Here is a 23,282-nt window from a genome sequence, read left to right as displayed (position 1 = left end):
GGCCCCTCGATCAGCGCGTGGCGGGCGTGGTGCCCGCCGGCGCGCCCCCGCCCAGCGACTTGTCCTTGGCGGCGGGGATCACCTCGTCGCCGCCCACCACCTCGACCTTGGCGCCGGCGCGCAGGCGGTCGGTGCCCTCGGTGACGACGCGGTCGCCCGGCTGCAGGCCTTCGTTGACGGCCACCATGCCATTGTTGATGGCGCCCAGCTTGACCTGCCTGACCTGCACCGTGTTGTCCGGCTGCACCTGGAACACGAAGGCCCCGGCCGAACCCTGCTGCACCGCCGCCGTCGGGATCGCGGTCACGCCCTTGCGCTTCAGCACGTGCAGGCGCACGTTGACGAACTGGTTGGGAAACAGGGCGTCGTCCTGGTTGTCGAACCTGGCCTTGAGCTTGAGGGTGCCGGTGGTGACATCGATCTGGTTGTCCAGCGTCTCCAGCATGCCGGATGCGATGCGGCGGGTGTCGGCGCGGTCATAGGCTTCCACCGCCAGCGTGCGGCCCTCTGCCAGTTCGGCGCGCACTTCGGGCAATTGCGTCTCGGGCAGCGTGAACACCACCGAGATCGGCTGGGTCTGCGTGATCACCACCAGGCCGTTGGTGTCCGAACTGGACACCAGGTTGCCGCGGTCGACCTGGCGCAGGCCGAGGCGGCCGCTGATCGGCGCGGTGATGCGGGCGTAGTCCAGCTGCAGGCGGGCATTGTCGACATTGGCCTGGTCGCTCTTGATGGTGCCCTCGTACTGGCGCACCAGCGCGGCCTGGGTGTCGACCTGCTGCTTGGCGATCGAGTCCTGCTTGAACAGGGCCTGGTAGCGCTGCAGGTCGCGGCGCGCGTTTTCCAGCAGCGCCAAGTTCTGCATCTGGGTGCCGCGGGCCTGGTCCAGCGCCACCTGGAAGGCGCGCGGGTCGACCTGGGCCAGCAGGTCGCCGGCCTTGACCCGCTGCCCTTCCTGGAACGGCACGTCCACCAGTTCGCCGCTGACGCGGCTGCGCACCGTGACGGTGTTGTAGGCGGTAACGGTGCCGAGCGACTTGAGATAGATGTCGATGTCCTGCGTGACGGCGCTGGCCACCCGCACCGGCACCGCCATATTGGCCATCGCCGCGGCCATGTTGGGCCGCCCGCCCGCGCCCGGCCGTCCGCCGCCGGCGTTGCCTGGCGCGGTCGCGGGCCGCAGCGCCCACCAGGCGATGCCGGCCGCCACCAGCAAAAGCACCGCCAGCCCGATGATTCTGCGGCGGGTCCAGCGGGAAGGCGACGAAACGGGGCGGCTATCGGACATGGGAAACGGTTCCGGCACTGACGGAGAAAGCCGTATTGTGACCTAGACGGCCGACATTTCCGTCATTGTCCGTTGCCGCTGAAATAGGCCGCAACAGGAATCGGGGCGGTATCGCCCCCCCTGGCATTGCGCCAGGGTCAGGAGTTGCAGAGGGTCATCTGGAACGGGATGCTGCGGGCCACCTGCTGGGGCTTGAACTCGCCGTCCTGGGTCGAAAAGCGGATCCAGATCATGTACTTGTTGGCGCTGATCTCGGGGAACACGCCCTGGTCGGGGTCGATCCAGACGCGCAGCAGCTGGTATTGCTTGCCGCCCAGCATCTGCTGGTAGGCGCCCTGCTCGGCCACGATGTCGGCCTTGCGGCCGGATTCGCGCAACAGGCGCAGGGCCAGGGTCAGGCCGTCGTGCAGGGCAATGAAGGGCGCCAGCCAGGCCTGCAGGTCGGCGCAGCGCGCGGCTTCCGGCTTGTGCTGCCAGGCGTAGTACGACGGCATGTCGACCTGGGTGGCGCCGCCCGGCACCGACAGGCGGCCCCGCAGGCTGGTGAGCCATTCGTTCTCGCGCAGCGACTGGCCGGTCTTGCCGGGCGCGGCCAGGGCCGACACCACTTTCTCGAGTTCGCGCAGCATGCCTTCGAGCGCGTCCTGCGCCACCCCGGGATGATCGCGCAACCCCACCAGCGCCACGCGCTGGCGTTCGAGGTCCTGCAGCACCGCGCCTTTCACGTCGGTGCGTTCACACACGTCGAGCAGATCGAACAGCGAACTGACCGCGACCTGGTGCTGCCGTGAATCCCCCTCGCGGGCAAAGAAGAACAACCTGTCGAACAGGTATTCAAGCCGCAGGTAAGCGCGAATGCGCTCATTGAAGGGATATTCGAAAACGATCACGCTGGTAAACAGGCCCATCGGAGGTCGGCCCGCGGGCCGAGATTATTCAGGGGTGCCGGCCAAGCCCGGGGCTTGCCGGCCCGTCGTGGCCGCCAGCGCCAGCCAGCGGTCATGCAGGGTCTTCGCCTGCGCGCGCAATTGTTCGGGTGATGTCGCGCCGCCATTGTCGATGACGTCGTCCGCGACTTCGAGCCGACTCGCCCGCGCAGCCTGTGCCGCCATGATACGCCGGATGGCTGAGTCCGTCAGCCCGCTGCGCGAACGCACGCGCGCCACCTGGGTTTCCGGATCGCAGTCGACCACGCAGATGCGGTCGACCCGGTCGCGCCAACGCGCGATCGACTCCACCAGCAGCGGCACCACGAATACCAGGTAGTGCCCGTGGGCGGCCTCGGCCTGGCGCTCGGTTTCCTGGCCGATGACCGGGTGCAGCACGGCTTCGAGGCGCTGGCGCACCCGTGGATCGGCAAAGGCGCGTTCACGCATCCAGTCGCGGTCGAGCGCGCCGGCAGGCGTCAGGGCGCCGGGCCCGAATTCGCGCTCGATGGCCGGCATCGCGGCGCCGCCGGCCGCCGTCAGCGCGCGCGCAATCTCGTCGGTGTCGACGACCGCCGCGCCCCATTCGCCCAGCATGTCGGCCACGCGCGACTTGCCGGAGCCGATGCCGCCGGTCAAACCAATCTTGAACATAGTCTTCATCCCTTCGCGGCCCTGCCTCGGCCGGTTCCGCGCATCGCCTCCTGCCGGGCGGCGCTTTGCGCGCTCAGTGCAGCAACCATCCCAGGCCCTGCTCCCCGCCCAGCAGCAGCACGGCCACGCCCGCCAGCGCCAGATAGGGGCCGAACGGCAGCGCCTGTCCCCGGCTGGCGCGGCCAGTGAGCGTCAATGCGCCGCCGACCACCACCCCCGCCACCGACGCGGCGAGCAGCAGCATCGGCAAGGCGCCGACGCCGAACCACGCGCCCAGCGCCGCCAGCAGCTTGAAATCGCCAAAGCCCATGCCCTCGCGTCCGGTCAGCAGGCGGAATGCATGAAAGATAACCCACAGGAACACGTAGCCAGCCACCGCGCCCACCACCGCCATCGACAACGGCGTGAACGCGTCGAACAGATTCACCAGCAGCCCGGCCCAGGCCAGCGGCAGGGTGATCGCGTCGGGCAGCAGGGTCGTCTCCAGGTCTATCCAGGCCAGCGCCACCAGCGCCGCCGACAAGCCCATGGCGCACAGCGCGATCGGCGTGGCGCCGAAGCGCCAGGCGCAGGCGGCGAACAGGATGCAGGTCATCGATTCGATGGCCGGATAGCGCCAGCCGATCGGCGCGTGGCAGGCGGCGCAACGGCCCCGCAGCGCCAGCCAGCCCAGCAACGGCAGGCGCCGCCAACCGGTGACCGGCGCCTGGCAGGCGGGGCAGTGGGCCGCCGGCGCCAGCAGGCCGTAAGCGGCGGCGGACCGCGGCTTGCCGGCCGCCTCCTGGCATTGCGCCTGCCACTCGTGCTCCATCATGCGCGGCAGACGATGGGTCAGGCGCGTCAGCCAGCCCCCCGCGAACAGGCCGGCCAGCGCGGCCAGCGCGACGAACGGCGCCAGCGGCACGGGAAAGACGTGCCACAAGGTCGTCATCGGCGGTCCCTCGGCGGCCGTTGTCCGGCCTCGACGCCGGGGCGGCGGGCATGAGGCCCGGGGCCGTGTCGTAATTTGTGCATAAAGTGCCGGCAACGCCTTTCTGGGTGAGGGGGGATCGTATCGAATCTTCGCATAAGTGCGTAAAATCGGAGACAGACTCAACTTACGGATCAGCTGCCATGGCCGCGCGCGTCGAAATCCTTACCCGCCCCCGCAAACTCAGCATCATGGGGCTGCTGCTAGCGGGCACGGCGCTGGGGGCCGCGGGGTGTGCCCAGCAGCGCACCGAAGGCTATTACGATCCTCCCGTCGAAAGCACGGTCACGGACGCCCAGTACCAGGGGTCCGGCGCCGGCTACCGCACGGTGCTGCGGGCGCCGTCGCAGGTGCAGATCGCGCTCAAGCCCGACCAGAAAAAGACGCCGAGCCAGGCGGCCGCCGCGGCCCAGGGCGCCGCCACCACCGAAGACGGCCAGGCCGTGCCGGAAGGCGCCGACAGCGGCTCGGGTTCCTCCGGCGCGGCGCCGGCCCCCGTGGCGCCGGCCTCTGCCCAGAGCGCCGCGGCCAACAGCCTGGTGCCGCAACCGCAGACCTACATGGGCACCCTGCCGTGTTTCTCCCCCGCCATGCAGTGCACGGCGCAGCGCGTCACGCTGACGCTGGCACCCAATGGCCGCTGGCGCGGTCGCACGGCCTACCTGGAAAACGACCCCAAGAAGGCCGCGCCGGTGGTCGAGCAAGGTTGCTGGGACGCCACCGACGAACGCCCGCCCCGCGTCATCCTGCTCGACGGCCAGGGCAACGTGCGGGTCGAATTCGTCGTCGCCGCCAATAACGTGCTGCGCGTGCGCTCCGTCGCCGGCCAGACGCCGAACCTGAACTACAACCTGACCCGCCAGCCGGACCTCGATCCCATCGACGAGCTGGCCAAGGCCAAGGCGCCCCAGTGCCCCTGAACCCGGCAGGGCGGATCCGCCCGGCCTGAACCGAAGACCTGCCACCACAGGGCCCGCCGGACACTCCGTCCGCCGGGCCCTGTGCTTTTCGGTTGGCAGGAACGCCGCGCGCATGCTCCAGTCGAATGTAAGCGCCTACTTACTCCAAAACCCTTTGTTTATGAGATTCGCCGAGCAATCGGAGATGATCACATCGATCGGCACGGCCGCCACCGCGTAGCCCGCGCCGGTTCGCGCCGGCTCCGCCGACGCCGCCGGCCCGGCCGGCGCCTGCCCCTCGCCCGGCGCGCCGCAGCCCGCCACCGGGGACAGGCCCTGCCGCGCGTAGGCGCACAGGCGGCACGCCAGCTGCATGGCGTTGCGCACCCCCAGCTTGGCGAAGATGCGGGCGCGATGCGCTTCGACGGTGCGCAATGAAATGGCCAGGTCGATCGCGATGACCTTGTTGGGCTCCCCGGCCGCGACGTAGGCGACGATCTCGCGCTCACGCGGCGTCAGGGTGGCCAGGATGACAGGGAGATCGGGATGGGGGACGGGCATGGGACTCTATGTTCTGCAATGAAGACTTGCAGAGAGTCTGCCGTGCCGAGGCGGGCGGCGTAAGCTGGCAATTTTGCCAGGGGGCCGGGCGCAGCCGGGCCAGCGACACGGCGCGGCCTCAGGCCGTGTAGGACAGCTCCAGGTTGTCGATCAGGCGCGTCGCGCCCAGCTTGGCGGCGGCCAGCACCACCACCGGCTCGCCGGCCTGCAGGTCGGCGGCTTCCGGGCGCTTGAGGTCGCGCTGGCGGCGCAGGGCGATGTAATCCACCTTCCAGCCGCGATCGGCCAGGTGCCGGGCGGCATCGCGCTCCAGCGCGATGGCGTCGCGCTCGCCGGCCGCCAGGCGCTGGCCCACGTTCCGCAGCGCGGCATAGAGAGCCGGGGCCTCGGCGCGCTCGGCGTCGCTCAGGTAGCGGTTGCGCGAGGACAGCGCCAGGCCGTCGTCGGCGCGCACGGTCTCGTGCGCCAGCACTTCCACCGGCAGCTGGAACTGGCGGCACATGTTGCGCACCACCATCAGCTGCTGGTAGTCCTTCTTGCCGAACACCGCCACCTTGGGCTGGACACAGGAGAACAGCTTGAGCACCACGGTGCTGACGCCGGCGAAGAAGCCGGGGCGGAACTCGCCTTCGAGGATGTCGCCCAGGTCGTCCGGCGGCTGCACGCGGTAATTCTGCGGCTCGGGGTACATCTCGCGTTCGTTGGGCGCGAACAGCACATAGACGTCGCGCTCGCGCTCGAGCTTCTCGATGTCGGCGGCCAGGGTGCGCGGGTATTGGTCGAAATCCTCGTTCGGCCCGAACTGCAGGCGGTTCACGAAGATGCTGGCGACCACCGGATCGCCGTGCTGGCGCGCCAGCTTCATCAGCGCCAGGTGGCCTTCGTGCAGGTTGCCCATGGTGGGCACGAACGAGACGCGGTTCTGGCCGCGCAGGTGATCGCGCAGTTCCTGGATGGTGTGGACGACTTTCAAGGGGAATCTCCGGGGTTGGGCGCACAGCCCGGGGGGAATCGGATCAGGCCGCGACCGCCGCGACGCTGGTATAGGCCAGGCGCACGTAGATGGGCGCGTAGGGCTCGGCCTGGGTGATTTCCAGCAGCGACTCGCGCGCCAGTTCCAGCATGGCGATGAAGTGCACCACCACCACCGCGGCCGGCGCGCCTTCGCGCACCCGTTCCATGAACAGGTCGCCGAACTCCATGAAGCGCACGTCGTTCAGGCGCCGCAGGATATGCGTCATGTGATCGCGCACCGACAGCTGTTCGCGGGTGATGTGATGGTGCTGGTTGAGCTTGGCCCGCTTCATGATGTCGGCCCACGCGGCGCGCAGGTCGTCCACGCTGACGTCGGGCAGCATGCGCTCGACGCTCAGGTCGGCGACCGCGTGGCTGCTGACGAAGTCGCGGCCCAGCTGCGGCATGGCGTCGAGCTTCTGCGCGGCCAGCTTCATCTGTTCGTACTCGAGCAGGCGGCGCACCAGTTCGGCGCGCGGATCCTCGGGCTCTTCGCCGGTGTCGGTCTTCTTGACCGGCAGCAGCATGCGCGACTTGATCTCGATCAGCATGGCCGCCATCAGCAGGTATTCGGCGGCCAGTTCCAGGTTGTGGATGCGGATCTGCTCCACGTACGACAGGTACTGCCGGGTGACATCCGCCATGGGGATGTCCAGCACGTTGAAGTTCTGCTTGCGGATCAGGTACAGCAGCAGGTCCAGCGGCCCCTCGAAGGCCTCCAGGAACACCTCGAGCGCGTCCGGCGGGATGTACAGGTCCGTCGGCATCTGGAACAGCGGCTCGCCGTACAGGCGCGCGAAGGCGACGCTGTCAACGGTATCGGGCGTGCTGTCGACGGGCGGTTCCACTAGCGCGGCCAGGGCGTCGCCCGGGACGGAGGGGTTGTGGGCCATGGCTGCCGCAACGGTATCAGTCGGCCTGATACACGTACGGCTTTTGCGGCACGCGGGCCGCGCGGAAGCCTTCCAGCAGTTCCGCGTCCTGCGGCTTGTCCCAGAGACGGGCGCGGCCTTCACGCTGGCGCTCTTCGGTGCCAGGATGCGACTGCTTGTAGTCTTTCAGGAACTTGGTGATCTCGGATTCGTAGTTGGTCGCCATGGCACCAATTTCAGTGGGTTTCGGATGCCGCCAGTTTACTGCACCCGGGGCCGAGACCCGGCGTTACAATCTTCCAGGTCCCTCCGCCCTCCTCCGCCATGTCCGCAGAATCAGCAGCCGCAGCCAATCCCGCTCCTCCCTCGACCCCGGACGCGGCACGCGCGGCGCGCATGATTCCCTTCATCGTCGGCTGCGCGCTGTTCATGCAGATGCTGGACGCGACCGTGGTGGCGACCGCCCTGCCGGCCATGGCCCGGGCCCTGGGATCGACCCCGGTGCGGCTGAACGTGGCCATCACCTCCTACCTGCTGTCGGTGGCCGTGTTCGTGCCCGTCAGCGGCTGGGCCGCCGACCGCTACGGCGCGCGCCGCGTCTTCATCGCCGCCATCGGCCTGTTCACACTCAGTTCCGTGGCCTGCGCCCTGTCGCAGGACCTGCCGCAACTGGTCATCTCCCGCGTGGTGCAGGGCATGGCCGGGGCCATGATGGTGCCGGTGGGCCGCATCATCCTGCTGCGCACCGTGCCCAAGCAGGACCTGCTCAAAGCCATGTCGTTCCTGTCGATCCCGGCGCTGCTGGGGCCGGTGATCGGGCCGCCGCTGGGCGGTTTCATGGTCACCTACATGTCGTGGCACTGGATCTTCCTGATCAACATCCCCATCGGCGTGCTCGGCATCGCGCTGGTGCTGCGCTACGTGGCCGAGATCAAGGAAGAATCGGCGCCGCGCCTGGACTGGCTCGGCTTCCTGCTCAGCGCCGTGTGCCTGGCGACCCTGGTCAGCGGCTTCGAGGCCATCGGCCGCGACGTGATGCCGCTGCCGCTGCTGCTGGGCCTGATCGCGGTCGGCATCGCCTGCGGCCTGCTCTATGGCTGGCACGCGCGCCGCACCGAGCATCCCATCATCGACCTGGCGCTGATGCGCATCCCGACCTTCGCCATCTCGACGCTGGGCGGCAACCTGTGCCGCTTCGCGGTCGGCGCCACGCCCTTCCTGCTGGCCATGCTGCTGCAGGTGGGCTTCGGCCTGTCGCCGTTCTCGGCCGGCCTGATCACCTTCGCCAGCGCCGCCGGCGCGCTGCTGATGAAATTCGTCGCCACGCCCATCGTCAGGCATTTCGGCTTTCGCCGCGTGCTGACGGTGAACGCGGTGCTGACCGGCGCCTTCATCGTGGTCTGCGCCACGTTCACGCCGTCCACCCCGGTCTGGCTGATGATCGCCATCCTGCTGATCGGCGGCTTCTTCCGCTCGCTGCAGTTCACCGGCGTAAATACGCTAACCTATGCCGACATACCCCCGGCCAGGATGAGCCGCGCCAGCAGCTTCGCCGCCATGGCGCAGCAACTGGGCATCAGCCTGGGCGTGGGCGTGGCCGCGGTGACCCTGAACATCAGCATGACCCTGCGCGGGGCCGAAACGCTGGCGGTCGGCGACGTGATCGCCGGCTTCATCGTCATCGGCCTGATGTGCGCGGCTTCGGTCTTCTCCTTTAGACGCCTCGACCCGCTGGCCGGGGCACACCTGAACGGCGCCAAGAACAGTGACGACGAATGAATTTATCCTGGCCCTGGACCAGGGCACGACCAGCTCCCGCGCCATCGTGTTCGATCGCGACGGCGTGGTGCGCGGCATCGGCCAACGTGAATTCCGCCAGCACTACCCGCGGCCGGGCTGGGTCGAGCACGACCCCGGCGAAATCTGGCACAGCCAGCTGGACGTGGCGCGCGAGGCCTTGCGCAACGCCGCCGCCAGCGCCGCCGACGTAGCCGCCATCGGCATCACCAACCAGCGCGAAACCACCCTGATCTGGGAGCGCGCCAGCGGCCGCCCGCTGGCCCGCGCCATCGTCTGGCAGGACCGCCGCACCGCGCCCATGTGCGACCAGCTGCGCCAGGACGGCCACGCCGACTTCCTGCAATCGCGCACCGGGCTGGTGCTGGACGCCTATTTCTCGGGCACCAAGCTGGCCTGGCTGCTGGATCACGTGCCCGGCGCGCGCCAGAAGGCCGAGCGCGGCGAACTGGCCTTCGGCACCGTCGACACCTGGCTGATCTGGCAGTTGACCGGCGGCGCGGTGCACAGCACCGACCCCAGCAACGCCTCGCGCACCATGCTGTTCGACCTGCATACGCAGGACTGGAACGACGAGATCCTGGCGCTGCTGAACATCCCGCGCAGCGTGCTGCCATCCATCGCGCCCAGCAGCGCGGTGGTGGGCGAAGCCCTGCCCGAATGGCTGGGCGGCTCCATTCCCATCGCCGGCGTGGCCGGCGACCAGCAGGCCGCCACCTTCGGCCAGGCCTGCTTTGCGCCCGGCATGGCCAAGAACACCTACGGCACCGGCTGCTTCATGCTGATGAACGTGGGCGACAAGCCGGTGCAGTCGCGCAATCACCTGCTGTCCACCGTCGGCTGGGGCTTGCCCACCGCGGGCCAGGACGGCTGGCGTGCGGCCTACATGCTGGAAGGCGGCGTATTTGTCGCCGGCGCCGCGGTGCAATGGCTGCGCGACGGCCTGGGCATCATCCAGCGCTCCGAGGAAATCGAATCGCTGGCCGCCAGCGTGGCCGACACCGACGACGTCTTCATGGTGCCGGCCTTCGCCGGCCTGGGCGCGCCGCACTGGGACCCCTACGCCCGCGGCACATTGGTCGGCCTGACGCGCGGCACCACCCGCGCCCACATCGCCCGCGCCACGCTCGAATCCATCGCGCTGCAGAGCGCCGAACTGCTGACCTGCATGAACGGCGACAGCGGCATCGCGCTGACCGAGCTGCGGGTGGACGGCGGCGCCGCCCGCAACGACCTGCTGATGCAGATGCAGGCCGACCTGCTGGGCGTGCCGGTGGTGCGCCCGCGGGTGCCGGAATCGACCGCGCTGGGCGCGGCCGGGCTGGCCGGCCTGGCGGTCGGCTTCTGGTCGGGGCAGGACGAGTTCGCCTCCAAGTGGCAGGCCGAGCGCACCTTCGAACCGGCCTGGCCGGACTCGGTGCGCGAGGCCCGCATGCGGCGCTGGCGCCAGGCGGTGGAACTGTCCAAGGGCTGGTCCAACACGGCCAAGTGATGGCCGGCCGGGCGGTCCTCGCCTCGCCCGCGCCAACGGCGGCTCACGGCCGCCGCGCCTGCGCCTGCATCACCCGCAACGCCATGCGATAGCCGGCGAACAGATAGAACGCATTGCTGTTCATCAGCAGCCACGCGCCGGCGCCGCCCAGCAGCGCGACCACCGGGCCGACCGCGCGCATGTCGCCCTGCGACCAGGCGATCAGGCCCAGCGCGCCGGCAGTGGCCAACGCCAGCGCGGTGCGCTTGAGCAGCACCAGCCCCAGGCTGTAGCCGCCCATGAACGCCACCACGCCGATCGCCAGCGCCAAGGCCGTGACGGCGCAGGCCAGCACCAGCGCGAAGGCGGCCAGGGCCGGCCCGGCCGGCCGCAGCAGCAGGCTCAACAGGCCGATGCCGACACCGATGCCGCCGACCATCGTCAATACGGCCAGCGCCAGCGGCGACCACAGCCCCGGCGGCGCGGCGCGCGCATCCATCTCGGCGACGAAGCGGTGCATGGCCGCTGACGTGTCCGGCGCGCCCGCCTCGTCCCGCAGCGCCGCCTCCAGCCGGCGGCATTGCGCGATCAGCGCATTCAGTCCGGGCCCGGATGGCGCCATTACAGCCTCGTCACGCCCGGCGCGTGTTCCGCCACCGTGTTGCGCAGCGCGGCCATCGCCTCCTGCACGGCGGTCGGCCTGAATGCGTCCTCGCGCCAGTACATGGCCACCGAGCCGAAGCCCGACAGGCGCACCGGGATGATGCGCATCGCCTTCATCTGCGTGAAGCGCAGCGCGGCGCGATGCGAGGCCACGCCGATCATGTCGCTGTTGTTGATCAGGGTGAGGTTGATGGTGACCGAATTGGATTCGACGTGATCGGCCGGCGGCGCCTGGCCGGCCGCCGCCAGCGCGGCGTCGACCGCGTTGCGGATCGGCGTGCCCTTGGGCCACAGGATCCAGCGGTACGACAGCAGTTCGGGCCAGCCAGGCTGCTCCAGCGCGAACAGGGGATGGCGCGGCCGCGCCACCAGGTGGATCGGCTCCAGGTACAGGGCCTCGAAGCGGATGGCCGGATCATGATGCTCGGGCGCCGAGCGGCCCACCACGATGTCCAGGTCGCCCTGCGCCAGTTGCGCCAGCAGGCGGTCGGTGGTGCCCTCCACCAGCTTCACGCGGGCCTGCGGCATGCGTTCGAGCAGCTTCATCACCGCCAGCGGCACCGTGTCCGACGCGGACGCGCCCGAGGCGCCGATCACCACCCGTCCGCCGCCGCCCTCGCGCAGCGCGGCCATGTCGGCGCTGGCGCGGTCCAGTTGCGCCTCGACCCGCTGCGCGTGCGCGATCAGCACGTCGCCATGCGGCGTGGGCCGCAGGCCGCGCGCATGGCGCTCGAACAGCGGCAGGCCGATGTCGTCCTCCAGATCCTTCAGCCATTTCGACAACCCCGGCTGGGTCGTGTTGAGCATCGCGGCCGAGTGGCTGATGTTGCGGGTCTGGGCCAGGCTGAGCAGCATTTTCAGGTTGCGCAGGCGCAACCGGTGAGTCCAGTCCATGGAGTCCCCTTTGGTCTCTTATCCATATAGTTATTGGTATGGATAATAAGATAATTTCATTTCAAAACACATAGCTCGTTACGCATAATCGTCTCCATATCAGGCCCCGCCGCGCCCGCCGCGTCGGGCCCACAGAAGCCGGCCCCGACGCTGGCCCCAGGAGACAGACATGCCCGACGGTCATCCCCCCGGCGCGGATCGCGCCGCCTATTACGCGCGCATCGCCCAGAAGCACATGGCCCCGCTGTGGGAGTCGCTGCACAACCTGGTGCCGCGCCAGCCCGCGCCGCGCTGCGTGCCAGCGATCTGGAAATACGACGAGGTGCGCGACGACGTGCTGGCCTCGGGCTCGCTCATCACCGCCGAGGAAGCCGTGCGGCGCGTGCTGATCCTGGAGAACCCGGGCCTGCCCGGCCAGGCCAGCATCACGCAGAGCCTGTACGCCGGCCTGCAACTGATCCTGCCGGGCGAGATCGCGCCCAGCCACCGCCACACCCAGTCAGCCCTGCGTTTCATCGTCGAAGGCCGCGGCGCCTACACCGCCGTCAATGGCGAGCGCACCACCATGCATCCGGGCGACTTCATCATCACGCCGTCCTGGACCTGGCACGACCACGGCAACGCCGAGACCGTCGACGGTGGCGAACCGGTGGTCTGGCTGGATGGCCTGGACATCCCGCTGCTGCGCTTCCTGGACGCCGGCTTCGCCGAGAACTATCCGTCCGCCACCCAGCCGGTCACGCGTCCCGAAGGCGACAGCATGGCGCGCTACGGCCACAACATGGCGCCGGTGCGCCACCGCGCCACCAGCGGCACCTCGCCGATCTTCAACTATCCCTACGAGCGCAGCCGCGAGGCGCTGGACGCGCTCTACCGCCATGGCGAGCTGGACCCCTGGGACGGCGTCAAGCTGCGCTACCTGAACCCGGCCACGGGCGGCTACCCCATGCCCACCATGGCCACCTTCATGCAGCTGCTGCCGGCCGGCTTCCAGGGCAAGGTCTATCGCAGCACCGATTCCACCGTCTACAGCGTGGTGGAAGGCCGCGGCATCGCCCGCGTCGGCGACGCCGAATTCCATTTCGGCCCGCGCGACGTGTTCGTGGCGCCGTCGTGGCAGCCGGTGCAGCTGGCGGCGCTGGAAGACGCCACTCTGTTCAGCTATTCCGACCGCCCGGTGCAGGACGCGCTGGGCCTGTGGCGCGAAGAACGCACCGCCTGAAGCGGGCGGGCCGCGGCGCCCGCCCTCCCCCTTTCCGTTCCGCCTTCAAAGGTTGATTCATGTCTTACGTGTTTGCTCCCGCCGACCCCGTCGCCGTGCCCGTCGCCGGCAGCCCGGATCGCTTCCCCGTGCGCCGCATCTATTGCGTCGGCCGCAACTACGCCGCCCACGCCCGCGAGATGGGCTTCGATCCCGACCGCGAACCGCCCTTCTTCTTCTGCAAGCCGGCCGACGCCGTGGTGCCGGTGGCGCCGGACGCCACGCTGACGCTGCCTTATCCGTCCGAGACCGCCAACTTCCACTATGAAATCGAACTGGTGGCGGCCATCGGCAAGGGCGGCGCCAACATCGCGGTCGACGCCGCGCTGGAACACGTGTGGGGCTACGCCGTCGGCCTGGACATGACGCGCCGCGACCTGCAGATGAAGATGCGCGAAGCCGGCCGCCCGTGGGAACTGGGCAAGGCCTTCGACCAGAGCGCGCCGATCGGCCCGCTGGTGCCCGCCGCGCAGGCCGGCGACATCCACCGCGCCGGCATCTGGCTGCAGGTCAACGGCGCCGACAAGCAGCGCAGCGACATCGGCAAGCTGATCTGGTCGGTGGCCGAGACCATCGCCTACCTGTCGCGCTACTTCCGCCTGGAAGCCGGCGACCTGATCTACACCGGCACGCCCGAAGGCGTGGGCCCGGTGACGCGCGGCGACCGGATGGTCGGCGGCGTCGACGGCCTGGGCACGCTCAGCGTGCAGATCGCCTGAGGACCGCCACCCATGCAACTGCACAGCTTCTTCAACAGCTCCACCTCGTACCGCGTGCGCATCGCGCTGGCGCTCAAGGGTCTGCCGGTCGACATCGTGCCGGTGAACCTGCGCAAACAGGAGCAGCGCGCCGCCGACTACGTGGCGCGGAACCCGTCGGCCGGCGTGCCGCTGCTGACGGAAGGCGATTTCCAGCTGTCGCAATCGCTCGCCATCATCGACTACCTGGACGCCACGCACCCCGAGCCGCGCCTGATCCCGGCCGCGCCGCGCGAACGCGCGCGGGTGCTGGAACTGGCCAACGCCATCGCCTGCGACATCCACCCGGTCAACAACATGCGCATCCTGCGCTACCTGCAGGAAGAACTGGGCGCCACCGAGGCGCAGAAGAACGCCTGGTACCACCACTGGATCCGCGAAGGCCTGACCGCGGTCGAGGCGCTGCTGGCGCGCCATGGCGGCGGCGCCTATTGCTTCGGCGACGCGCCGACGCTGGCGGACTGCTGCGTGGTGCCGCAGGTGGCAAATGCCCAGCGCATGGGCTGCGACCTGTCGGCCTATCCGCGCCTGCTCGGCGTGTACGACCACTGCCTTGCGCAGCCGGCCTTCCAGCAGGCCGCGCCCAGCAACCAACCGGACTACATCAAGTGACCTCGCAAGCATCCCCGGGCCAGGAGCCCGACACCCAGGGCGCGCCGCTGCGCGAATACACCGATCCGGCCTACCGCCCGCTGTGCGCCAACCTGGCCGAGGTGCGCGCCAACATCGACCGGCTGGACGACCAGATCGTGCGCCTGATGGCCGAACGCGCCATGTACGTGAAGGATGCCGCGCGCTTCAAGCGCGACGCCTTCCAGGTCAGCGCGCCGGCGCGCCAGGCCGAGGTATTCGAGAAAGTGCGGCGCCTGGCCGAGCGCCACAACCAGGGCTTCGAGAACCTGGACCAGGTGGTGGACGCGGCCTACCGCGCCATGGTGGCGGCCTTCATCGCCAACGAACAGACCTATTTCAACAATATGAAGATCGCGGGAGACAAGCATGCATAAGTCCTCGACCCTGGCGCGGGCGCGCACCGTCGCGGCGCGCGCGCTGGCGCTGGGGCTGATCGCGCTGGCGCCGTTGGGCGCGGCGCGGGCCGCCGACGCCTGGCCGTCGCAGCCGCTCAAGGCGCTGGTGCCGTTCGGTCCGGGCTCCAGCCCCGACCAGGTGGCGCGCATCGTCGGCGAGAAGGCCGGCGCCATCCTCGGCCAGACCGTGGTGGTGGAGAACAAGCCGGGCGCCAGCGGCAACATCGGCACCTTCGCCATCGCCAACGCCAAGCCCGACGGCTACACCTTCGGCGTCTCGATCACCGGCCCGCTGGTGAACAACACGCTGCTGTTCGACAAGCTGCCCTACGCCCCCGCCACCGACCTGGCGCCGCTGACGCTGGCGGTGCACCAGCCCAACGTGCTGGTGGTGCCGGCCAACTCCGGCATCGACAACGTCGGCCAGTTGCTGGAGGCGCTCAAGAAAAACCCCGACAAGTACAACTTCCCCTCGCCCGGCGCCGGCACCGTTTCGCACCTGGCGGTGGAACTGCTGCTGCAGCGGATCGGCGCGCGCGCCACGCACGTGCCCTATCCGTCATCGCCGGCCGCGCTGACCTCGCTGCTGTCGGGCGACACGCAGTTCGCCGCGCTGCCGCCGATCGCGGTCATGAGCATGGTCAAGGACGGCCGCCTGAAGGCGCTGGCCGTGACCTCGTCCAGGCGCTCCACGCTGCTGCCCGAGATCCCCACGCTGGCCGAAGTCGGCGTGCCCGGCATCGAGGGCTCGGCCTGGATCGGCTTCGTGATCTCGTCCAAGGTGCCCGCCGACATCCAGAAGAAGCTGTCGGACGCCTTGATCCAGGCGATCCGCGACCCCGAGGTGGTCAAGCGCCTGCAGGCACAGTTCATGGACCCGGTCGGCGGCACGCCGGCCGAGTTCCGCGCCTACATGGACGATGAGCTCAAGCGCTGGGAACCGCTGATCACCAAGCTCGGCATCAAGGGCCAATAAGAAGGCCTGTGAACGGGCGGCCTCGCCGCCCGGCATTTCGCAACACAGCACGCAGTCAAGCAGGACAAGCAAGGAGACAAGGCATGACCCTCACCGAACCCGCCCGCCAGGTGCCGCTCTACGGCGAATACGACGTCGTCGTGCTGGGCGGCGGCCCCGCCGGCATCCTGGCGGCCGCCAGCGCCGCCCGCAACGGCGCCAGCGTGCTGCTGGTGGAACGCTATGGCTTTCTCGGCGGCATGGGCACGGCGGCGGGCGTCTCCAACTTCTGCGGCCTGCACGCCAATGTGCGCGGCGCCATCCGCCAGGTGGTGCATGGCATGACCGATGAACTGCTGGACCGCATGCGCGCGCTGGACGGCCTGAACGACCCGCACCTGATCCTGGGCAAGATCCACGCCCAGGCCTACGACATCGCCGCCTTCAAGTGCGCGGCCGACGGCATGGTGCAGGACAGCGGCGCACAAATCCTGTTCCACGCATTGGCCACCGGCCTGGCGCGCGACGCCGCCGGCAATGTCGACGCACTGTTCCTGGAGACCAAGTCCGGCCGCTGCGCGGTGCGCGGCAAGGTCTTCATCGACTGCTCGGGCGACGCCGACATCGCGCAATGGGGCGGCCTGCCGTTCGAAAAGGGCGACGCGCAGGGCCACATGCTCTACCCCACGCTGATGTTCAAGGTCGGCAACGTCGACGGCGCCCGCGCCCAGGAGGCCTGGAAGACCATCCCGCAGCTGATGGACCAGGCCGCCGCCAGCGGCGAATTCACCTTCCCGCGGCGCGGCGCCATCGTGCGGCCGCAAAAGCATGACTACGAGTGGCGCGTCAACGTCACCCAGCTGGCCAACGCCGACGGCAGCGCGGCCGACGGCACCGACGCCGCCTCGCTCTCGGCCGGCGAGCTGGAAGGCCGCCGCCAGATCACCGAATACCTGAAGTTCCTGCGCGCCAAGGTGCCGGGCTTCGAAAACGCCTATGTGCTCGACATCGCGCCGCAACTGGGCATCCGCGAAACCCGCCGCATCGTCGGCGAGGCCATGCTGACCAAGGAAGACGTGCTGGGCTGCGCCGACTTCGAGGACAGCATCGGCGTGAACGGCTGGCCGCTGGAAATGCACACCGCCGGCGACGTGCAATGGCTGTGGCCGCCGATTCCCGGATCGCGCGGCTACAACCAGTTGCCGTTCCGCATGATGGTGCCGCGCCGCGGCCCGGGCGTGGCCGCCAACGTGCTGGTGGCCGGACGCTGCGCCTCGATGACGCACGAAGGCCAGTCGGCCGCACGCGTCAGCGGCAGCTGCTTCGTCATGGGCGAGGCCGCCGGCACCGCGGCCGCCATGGCGCTGCGCGACGGCAACGCGCCTGCCGACGTGCCCGTGGCGGCGCTGCAGGCGCAACTGCAACGGCAAGGCGCCTTCCTCGGCCGCCAAGAGTGAACACGCAAGGAACCACGCAATGAACGCAACCCCCGCAAAGAACCCGCCCCAATCCGTCATCGTCGTGGGCGGCGGCATCGGCGGCCTGGCCGCGGCACTGGCGCTGACGCGCCAGGGCATCGCGGTGCAGTTGCTGGAGCAGGCCGCGCACATCGGCGAGATCGGCGCCGGCATCCAGCTCGGCCCCAACGCCTTCGCCGCGCTCGACGCGCTGGGCGTGGGCGCCACGGCGCGCCAGCGCGCGGTCTTCACCGACCACATCATCATGATGGACGCGGTCGACGCGCGCGAAGTGGTGCGCATCGACACCGGCGCCGCCTTCCGCGAGCGTTTCGGCGGCCCCTACGCCGTGATCCACCGCGCCGACATCCATCTGTCCATCCTGGAAGCGGTGCAGCAGAACCCGCTGATCCGCTTTCGCACCTCGACCCAGATCGCCAGCGTCAAGCAGGACGAAAAACGCGTCGAAGTCACCGACACCGAAGGCAACCACTACCAGGCCGACGCGGTGATCGGCGCCGACGGCGTCAAGTCGGTGATCCGCGAGCACCTGATCGGCGATCCGCCGCGCGTGACCGGCCACGTGGTCTACCGCGCCGTGGTCGAGCGCGACAACATGCCCGAGGAACTGCGCATCAACGCGCCGGTGCTGTGGGCCGGCCCGCACTGCCACCTGGTGCACTACCCGTTGCGCGGCGGCCAGCAATACAACCTGGTGGTGACCTTCCACAGCCGCGAACAGGAACAATGGGGCGTGCGCGAAGGCAGCAAGGAAGAGGTGCTGTCGTACTTCCAGGGCATCCACCCGCGCCCGCACCAGATGCTGGACCGCCCCACCTCCTGGAAGCGCTGGGCCACCGCCGACCGCGAGCCGGTCGAACAGTGGGGCCAGGGGCGCGTCACGATCCTGGGCGACGCCGCCCATCCCATGACGCAGTACATGGCCCAGGGCGCCTGCATGGCGCTGGAAGACGCGGTGACGCTGGGCGAGGCCGTCAAGCGCTGCGACCACGACCTGCAAGCCGCCTTCCGCCTGTACGAATCGGTGCGCATCCCGCGCAGCGCGCGCGTGGTCTGGTCGACCCGCGAAATGGGCAGGCTCTATCACGCGCGCGGTGTCGAACGCACCGTGCGCAACATGCTGTGGACCGGCCGCGGCCAGTCCCAGTTCTACGACGCGTTGCAGTGGCTCTACGGCTGGAAGGTGGAGAACTGTCTCGCGGGACCCATCCAGCCATAAAAAAAGCAGGCACAGGAGGAGACAACCATGACGACACGCATCACCCGCGGCGGCGCCGCGCTGCTGCTGGCACTGGCCGCCGGCGGCGTCCAGGCGCAGCAGAAACCCGTGGACATCGGCTTCATCGGCACGCTGTCCACCCCCGCCGGCTACATCGGCGAGGACGAACGCGACGCCTTCATGCTGGCGGTCAAGGAAGGCGGCGGCAAGCTGGGCGGGGTGCCGGTCAACGTGCGGGTCGAGGACGACGCGCTCAAGCCCGCCAACGCCAAGCAGATCGCCGACAAGATGGTGCAGGGCGGCGTGCGCCTCTTTACCGGCATCAATTTCTCCAACGTCATGGCCGCGGTCGGGCCGACCGTGCTCAACGCCGGCGGCTTCTACGTCAGCCTGAACGCCGGCCCCTCCAACTATGCCGGCAAGGCCTGCAACCCCAACTATTTCTCGGTGGCGTTCCAGAACGACTCGTACGCCGACACCGCCGGCATCGCCGCCAACGAACTGGGCGCCAAGCGCATCGTCGTCATGGCGCCCAACTACCAGGCCGGGCGCGACGCCGTGGCCGGCTTCAAGCGCACCTACAAGGGCGAGATCGCCGACGAGATCTACACCAAGCTCGAACAGGCCGACTTCTCGGTCGAGCTGGCGCGCATCCGCTCGCTCAACCCGGACGCCATCTTCCAGTTCCATCCGGGCGGCGCCGGCATCAACCTGACCAAGCAGTTCGCCAACTCCGGCCTGGCCGACAAGATCAAGATGATCACGCCCATCTACTCGATGGACGAACGCATGCTGGCCGCCACCGGCAACGCCGGCAAGGGCTTCTACCTGAGTTCGCTGTGGAGCGCCGACCTGGACAATCCGCAGAACAAGCACTTCGTCGAAGCCTTCACCAAGGCCTACAACCGCGCGCCCACCGCCTATGCGGCCCAGGCCTACGACACCGCCAACCTGATCGGCTCGGGCCTGAAGGCCGTGGGCGGCGATATCGCCGGCAAGGCCGACGCCTTCCGCGAGGCGCTGCGCCGCGCCGATTTCCCCAGCGTGCGCGGCAAATTCAAGTTCGGCCCCAATCAGCACCCGGTCCAGGACTGGTACCTGCTGCACATCGAGTCCGGGCCCGATGGCAAGCTGGTCTACAAGAACCTCAAGGTGATCGCCCGCGACCATACCGACGTGCACGCCGCCGACTGCAAGATGTAGCCTCCGGAGCCCGCCATGCTGATGTTCCTGGAACAGGTCCTGAACGGCCTGCAGTACAGCGCGCTGCTGTTCCTGTTGTCGGCCGGCCTGACGCTGGTATTCGGCATCATGAACGTCATCAACCTGACGCACGGCTCGTTCTACATGGTGGGCGCGTTCTGCGCCGCCAGCGCGGCGGCGGCCACCGGCTCGTTCTTCGCGGCGTTGCTGGCGGCGCTGGCCGGCGCCGCGCTGTACGGGCTGGTGGTGGAGCTGCTGGTGATCCGCCATCTCTACCGCCGCGACCACCTGGACCAGGTGCTGGCCACGCTCGGGCTGACGCTGTTCACCAACGAGCTGGTCACGGTGCTGTTCGGCCGCAGCCCGCCGTTCATGGACATCCCGCCGTTCCTGGCCGGCTCGGTGGCGCTGCTGCCCGGCCTGAACTATCCGGTGATGCGGCTGGCCTTCATCGGCGCCGGCGTGCTGGTGGCGCTGGGCCTGTGGCTGCTGATCTCGCGCACCCGCGTCGGCATGCTGGTGCGCGCCGGCGCCGACGACGGCGAGATGGTGGACGCGCTGGGCGTGAACATCCAGCGTCTGTTCACCCTGATCTTCACGCTCGGCGCGCTGCTGTGCGGCTTCGCCGGCGTCATGGCGGCGCCGCTGCTGGCGGTGGAGATCGGCATGGGCGAACGCATCCTCATCACCACTTTCGTCGTCATCGTGGTCGGCGGCGTGGGCTCGGTGCGCGGCGCGCTGGCCGGTTCGCTGATGATCGGCATGACCGACGCGCTGGGCCGCGCCTACATCCCCTTCTGGATGTCGCGCCTGCTGCCGCCGCAGCTGTCGGACTCGGCCAGTTCCAGCCTGGTCTCGGCAAGCATCTACATCCTGATGGCCATCGTGCTGCTGTTCAAGCCGCGCGGCCTCGTGCCGGCGACTCGCTAGGAAACCCATGAGCCGAAAAACCCTCGTAAACCTGGCCGGGCTGGCGCTGTTCGCGCTGGTGCCGGCGCTGGCCTCGGCCACCGGCGAAGCCTTCCTGGTCAACCTGATGACCCGCTTCCTGATCTACGCCATCGCCGCCGTCAGCCTCGACCTGATCCTGGGCTACGGCGCCATGGTCAGCTTCGGCCACGCGGCCTTCTTCGGCCTGGGCGGCTACGTGATCGGCATCGCCGGCTACCACTTCGCGCAGGGCGACACGCTGTTCGGCTGGAGCGGCAGCCAGGCCGCGCTGGTCATGTGGCCGCTGGCCGTGGCCTGCGCCGCGCTGGCCGGGCTGGTGGTGGGCTTCCTGTCGCTGCGCACCGCGGGCGTGCAGTTCATCATGATCACGCTGGCCTTCGGCCAGATGCTGTACTTCATCCTGGTGGGGCTGGTGGTCTACGGCGGCGACGACGGCCTGTCGATCGACGCGCGCAACACGCTGCCCGGCCTGGACCTGAACGGACCGGTCACGTTCTACTACGTCTGCCTGGCGCTGCTGGCGGCATGGGTATTCCTGTGCCGGCGCATCGTCAACTCGCCCTTCGGCATGGCGCTGCAGAGCCTGCGGCAGAATCCGCGCCGCAGCACCGGGCTGGGCCTGGCGCCGCTGCGCTACCGCCTGACCGCCTTCGTGCTGTCGGCCGCCGGCGCCGGCCTGGCCGGCGCGCTGTGGGCCAACTACGCGCTGTTCGTCAGCCCCGACATGGCCGGCTGGCAGAAGTCCGGCGAGCTGATGGCCATGGTGATCCTGGGCGGCATGGGCTCGATCTTCGGGCCGGTGCTGGGCGTGGCCGTCTACCTGGGGCTGGAGCAACTGGCCACCGCCTGGACCGAGCACTGGATGCTGATCCTCGGCCCCGTGCTGGTGCTGGTGGTGCTGTTCGGCAAGCGCGGGGTCTATGGCTGGCTGACGGGAGGCGCGCACCATGACTGAACCGGCCAAGCTCGCCATCGAGGGCCTGCGGAAAGCCTTTGGCGCGGTCCGCGCCACCCAGGGCGTCGACCTGCAACTGCGGCCCGGCGAACTGCATGCATTGATCGGCCCCAACGGCGCCGGCAAGACCACGCTGCTGTCGCAGATCAGCGGCGAGATCCTGCCCGACGCCGGCCGCATCCTGCTCGACGGCCGCGACATCACCCGCCTGCCCGCGCACAAGCGGCCGGCGGCCGGGCTGGCGCGCTCGTTCCAGATCAGCCAGCTGTACCCGCAGTTCACCGCCGAGGACAACGTCGCCATGGCGGTGCAGGCGCGCAGCCCCGGCGGCTTCAACCTGTGGCGCAATGCGCGCCGCATGGCGCGCCTGCGCGAGCCGGCGCGCGCGGCCTTGGCTCGCGTGGGCCTGGCCCACCGCGCCGGCGTGCGCGTGTCGGCCCTGGCCCATGGCGAAAAACGGCAGCTGGAACTGGCCATGGCGCTATCGCTGGACGCCTCCGTGCTTTTGCTGGACGAACCCATGGCGGGCATGGGCGCCGAGGAATCGCAGCGCATGACCGACCTGCTGCGCGAACTGAAAGGCCAATACGCCATCCTGCTGGTCGAACACGACATGGACGCGGTGTTCGCGCTGGCCGACCGCATCACCGTGCTGGTCTACGGCAAGACCATCTTCACCGGCACGCCCGACGAGGTGCGCCGCCACCCCGACGTGCGCGCCGCCTATCTGGGCGAGGAGGAAGACTGATGCTGCAAGTCGCGCAACTGCAGGCCGGCTACGGCGCCAGCAAGGTGCTGTTCGGCGTCGACCTGGACATCGCGCCGCGCCAGGTGGTGTCGCTGATCGGCCGCAACGGCATGGGCAAGACCACCACCGTCAAGACGTTGATGGGCATGCTGCCGGCGCAGGGCGGCCAGGTGCTGCTGGACGGCCAGCCCATCACGGGCCTGGCGCCGCACCGCATCGCCCGGCTCGGCATCGGCCTGGTGCCCGAGGGCCGGCGCGTGTTCGGTTCGCTGTCGGTCGAGGAGAACCTGGTCGCCACCGCGCGCCAGGCCCGTCCCGGCTGGCACATCGATCGCGTGTTCGAGCTGTTTCCGCGCCTGAAGGAACGGCGCGGCCAGTCGGCCCGCACCCTGTCGGGCGGCGAACAGCAGATGCTGGCGGTGGGGCGCGCGCTGTTGATCAACCCACGCCTGCTGATCCTGGACGAAGCCACCGAGGGCCTGGCGCCGCTGATCCGCCACGAGATCTGGAACTGCCTGCGGCGCCTGAAGGACGAAGGCCAGACCATCCTGGTGATCGACAAGAATCTGAAGGAAATGGCCACGCTGGTCGACCGCCACCACGTGCTGGAAAAAGGCCGGGTGGCCTGGCAGGGCACGCCCGCCGAACTGGCCGCGCAACCCGAACTGGCCCAGCGCTACCTGGGCGTGTGAGGCGCGCGGCCCTGGCCGCGGGGTT

General features: G+C 69.4%; 25 protein-coding genes. 15 read left to right on the top strand and 10 right to left on the bottom strand.

Translation table 11 applies throughout. From position 1 onward, the window contains the following. Positions 1–10: 10 nt before the first annotated feature. From AT699_RS02785 to AT699_RS02770, 4 genes are all read right to left on the bottom strand, one after another. Entirely contained in the window at positions 11–1,288 is a 1,278-nt protein-coding gene (locus AT699_RS02785) for an MdtA/MuxA family multidrug efflux RND transporter periplasmic adaptor subunit (RefSeq protein WP_024067632.1), read from the bottom strand. A 137-nt stretch (positions 1,289–1,425) separates the two neighbouring features. Then, positions 1,426–2,178: a cell division protein ZapD gene (zapD, locus tag AT699_RS02780; RefSeq protein ID WP_054443815.1), complete on the bottom strand. Its 753-nt coding sequence runs from the start codon at positions 2,176–2,178 to the stop codon at positions 1,426–1,428. Positions 2,179–2,220: 42 nt separating this feature from the next. Then, on the bottom strand, positions 2,221–2,868 hold the full coding sequence (gene coaE / locus AT699_RS02775; RefSeq protein ID WP_006386940.1) for a dephospho-CoA kinase: 648 nt from the start codon (positions 2,866–2,868) through the stop codon (positions 2,221–2,223). 73 nt (positions 2,869–2,941) lie between these two features. Then, a complete protein-coding gene (locus tag AT699_RS02770) occupies positions 2,942–3,799 on the bottom strand; it encodes a prepilin peptidase (protein ID WP_024067630.1) in 858 nt (285 codons plus the stop codon). A 182-nt stretch (positions 3,800–3,981) separates the two neighbouring features. Between AT699_RS02770 and AT699_RS02765 the strand changes: the two genes are divergently transcribed. Beyond that, on the top strand, positions 3,982–4,758 hold the full coding sequence (locus tag AT699_RS02765; protein ID WP_024067629.1) for a copper resistance protein NlpE N-terminal domain-containing protein: 777 nt from the start codon (positions 3,982–3,984) through the stop codon (positions 4,756–4,758). Between the two features lie 135 nt (positions 4,759–4,893). On the opposite strand, the gene AT699_RS02760 is transcribed toward AT699_RS02765, so the two are convergent. From AT699_RS02760 to AT699_RS02745, 4 genes are all read right to left on the bottom strand, one after another. Then, complete coding sequence (locus AT699_RS02760; RefSeq protein ID WP_024067628.1) at positions 4,894–5,298, bottom strand: response regulator transcription factor; 405 nt, start codon at positions 5,296–5,298, stop codon at positions 4,894–4,896. A gap of 118 nt (positions 5,299–5,416) precedes the next feature. Next, entirely contained in the window at positions 5,417–6,271 is an 855-nt protein-coding gene (gene panC, locus AT699_RS02755) for a pantoate--beta-alanine ligase (RefSeq protein WP_006386937.1), read from the bottom strand. Positions 6,272–6,314: 43 nt separating this feature from the next. Then, entirely contained in the window at positions 6,315–7,205 is an 891-nt protein-coding gene (locus tag AT699_RS02750) for a segregation and condensation protein A (RefSeq protein ID WP_024067627.1), read from the bottom strand. A 16-nt stretch (positions 7,206–7,221) separates the two neighbouring features. Beyond that, positions 7,222–7,410 carry a DUF3460 family protein gene (locus AT699_RS02745; RefSeq protein WP_006386935.1) on the bottom strand — a complete coding sequence of 63 codons (189 nt, stop codon included), beginning with the start codon at positions 7,408–7,410 and terminating at the stop codon, positions 7,222–7,224. 98 nt (positions 7,411–7,508) lie between these two features. Between AT699_RS02745 and AT699_RS02740 the strand changes: the two genes are divergently transcribed. Both AT699_RS02740 and glpK read left to right on the top strand, forming a co-directional pair. Further along, entirely contained in the window at positions 7,509–8,963 is a 1,455-nt protein-coding gene (locus AT699_RS02740; RefSeq protein ID WP_006386933.1) for a DHA2 family efflux MFS transporter permease subunit, read from the top strand. Continuing rightward, entirely contained in the window at positions 8,950–10,473 is a 1,524-nt protein-coding gene (gene glpK / locus AT699_RS02735) for a glycerol kinase GlpK (RefSeq protein ID WP_006386932.1), read from the top strand. Before AT699_RS02740 ends, glpK begins: the two co-directional genes overlap by 14 nt. 43 nt (positions 10,474–10,516) lie before the next feature. Here the strand turns inward: glpK and AT699_RS02730 are convergent, their stop codons facing one another. Both AT699_RS02730 and AT699_RS02725 read right to left on the bottom strand, forming a co-directional pair. Beyond that, positions 10,517–11,074 (bottom strand): hypothetical protein, encoded by a 558-nt coding sequence (locus AT699_RS02730; protein WP_006386931.1) that lies wholly within the window; start codon positions 11,072–11,074, stop codon positions 10,517–10,519. After that, positions 11,074–12,009: a LysR family transcriptional regulator gene (locus tag AT699_RS02725; protein ID WP_006386930.1), complete on the bottom strand. Its 936-nt coding sequence runs from the start codon at positions 12,007–12,009 to the stop codon at positions 11,074–11,076. The genes AT699_RS02730 and AT699_RS02725 overlap by 1 nt, the downstream gene beginning before the upstream one ends. A 169-nt stretch (positions 12,010–12,178) precedes the next feature. Between AT699_RS02725 and gtdA the strand changes: the two genes are divergently transcribed. The 12 genes from gtdA to AT699_RS02665 all read left to right on the top strand — a co-directional run bounded on the left by gtdA (position 12,179) and on the right by AT699_RS02665 (position 23,257). After that, positions 12,179–13,231 carry a gentisate 1,2-dioxygenase gene (gtdA, locus tag AT699_RS02720; protein WP_024067625.1) on the top strand — a complete coding sequence of 351 codons (1,053 nt, stop codon included), beginning with the start codon at positions 12,179–12,181 and terminating at the stop codon, positions 13,229–13,231. Positions 13,232–13,290: 59 nt separating this feature from the next. Further along, positions 13,291–13,989 carry a fumarylacetoacetate hydrolase family protein gene (locus AT699_RS02715; protein ID WP_054506833.1) on the top strand — a complete coding sequence of 233 codons (699 nt, stop codon included), beginning with the start codon at positions 13,291–13,293 and terminating at the stop codon, positions 13,987–13,989. 12 nt (positions 13,990–14,001) lie between these two features. Then, positions 14,002–14,640, top strand: coding sequence for a maleylacetoacetate isomerase (gene maiA, locus AT699_RS02710; RefSeq protein ID WP_024067623.1), 639 nt, complete (start codon positions 14,002–14,004; stop codon positions 14,638–14,640). Beyond that, a complete protein-coding gene (locus tag AT699_RS02705; protein WP_020925342.1) occupies positions 14,637–15,035 on the top strand; it encodes a chorismate mutase in 399 nt (132 codons plus the stop codon). Before maiA ends, AT699_RS02705 begins: the two co-directional genes overlap by 4 nt. Next, positions 15,028–16,032: a Bug family tripartite tricarboxylate transporter substrate binding protein gene (locus AT699_RS02700; RefSeq protein WP_024067622.1), complete on the top strand. Its 1,005-nt coding sequence runs from the start codon at positions 15,028–15,030 to the stop codon at positions 16,030–16,032. Before AT699_RS02705 ends, AT699_RS02700 begins: the two co-directional genes overlap by 8 nt. An 83-nt stretch (positions 16,033–16,115) precedes the next feature. Then, positions 16,116–17,468: an FAD-dependent oxidoreductase gene (locus tag AT699_RS02695; protein WP_006386923.1), complete on the top strand. Its 1,353-nt coding sequence runs from the start codon at positions 16,116–16,118 to the stop codon at positions 17,466–17,468. 19 nt (positions 17,469–17,487) lie between these two features. Next, positions 17,488–18,708, top strand: a complete 1,221-nt coding sequence (locus AT699_RS02690; RefSeq protein ID WP_024067621.1) for a 3-hydroxybenzoate 6-monooxygenase — start codon at positions 17,488–17,490, stop codon at positions 18,706–18,708. Positions 18,709–18,735: 27 nt separating this feature from the next. Continuing rightward, positions 18,736–19,911, top strand: coding sequence for an ABC transporter substrate-binding protein (locus tag AT699_RS02685; RefSeq protein ID WP_024067620.1), 1,176 nt, complete (start codon positions 18,736–18,738; stop codon positions 19,909–19,911). A 15-nt stretch (positions 19,912–19,926) separates the two neighbouring features. Beyond that, entirely contained in the window at positions 19,927–20,841 is a 915-nt protein-coding gene (locus AT699_RS02680) for a branched-chain amino acid ABC transporter permease (protein WP_006386918.1), read from the top strand. A 7-nt stretch (positions 20,842–20,848) separates the two neighbouring features. Then, positions 20,849–21,817 (top strand): branched-chain amino acid ABC transporter permease, encoded by a 969-nt coding sequence (locus AT699_RS02675; RefSeq protein ID WP_006386917.1) that lies wholly within the window; start codon positions 20,849–20,851, stop codon positions 21,815–21,817. After that, complete coding sequence (locus AT699_RS02670; protein WP_024067619.1) at positions 21,810–22,565, top strand: ABC transporter ATP-binding protein; 756 nt, start codon at positions 21,810–21,812, stop codon at positions 22,563–22,565. Before AT699_RS02675 ends, AT699_RS02670 begins: the two co-directional genes overlap by 8 nt. Continuing rightward, positions 22,565–23,257 carry an ABC transporter ATP-binding protein gene (locus AT699_RS02665; RefSeq protein WP_006386914.1) on the top strand — a complete coding sequence of 231 codons (693 nt, stop codon included), beginning with the start codon at positions 22,565–22,567 and terminating at the stop codon, positions 23,255–23,257. The genes AT699_RS02670 and AT699_RS02665 overlap by 1 nt, the downstream gene beginning before the upstream one ends. Positions 23,258–23,282: the final 25 nt, after the last annotated feature.

The sequence above is a fragment of the Achromobacter xylosoxidans genome, from assembly GCF_001457475.1.
Taxonomy (GTDB): domain Bacteria; phylum Pseudomonadota; class Gammaproteobacteria; order Burkholderiales; family Burkholderiaceae_B; genus Achromobacter; species Achromobacter xylosoxidans.
Note: the sequence above shows the minus strand (reverse complement) of the source record. Positions and strands in the feature narration are given on the sequence as shown.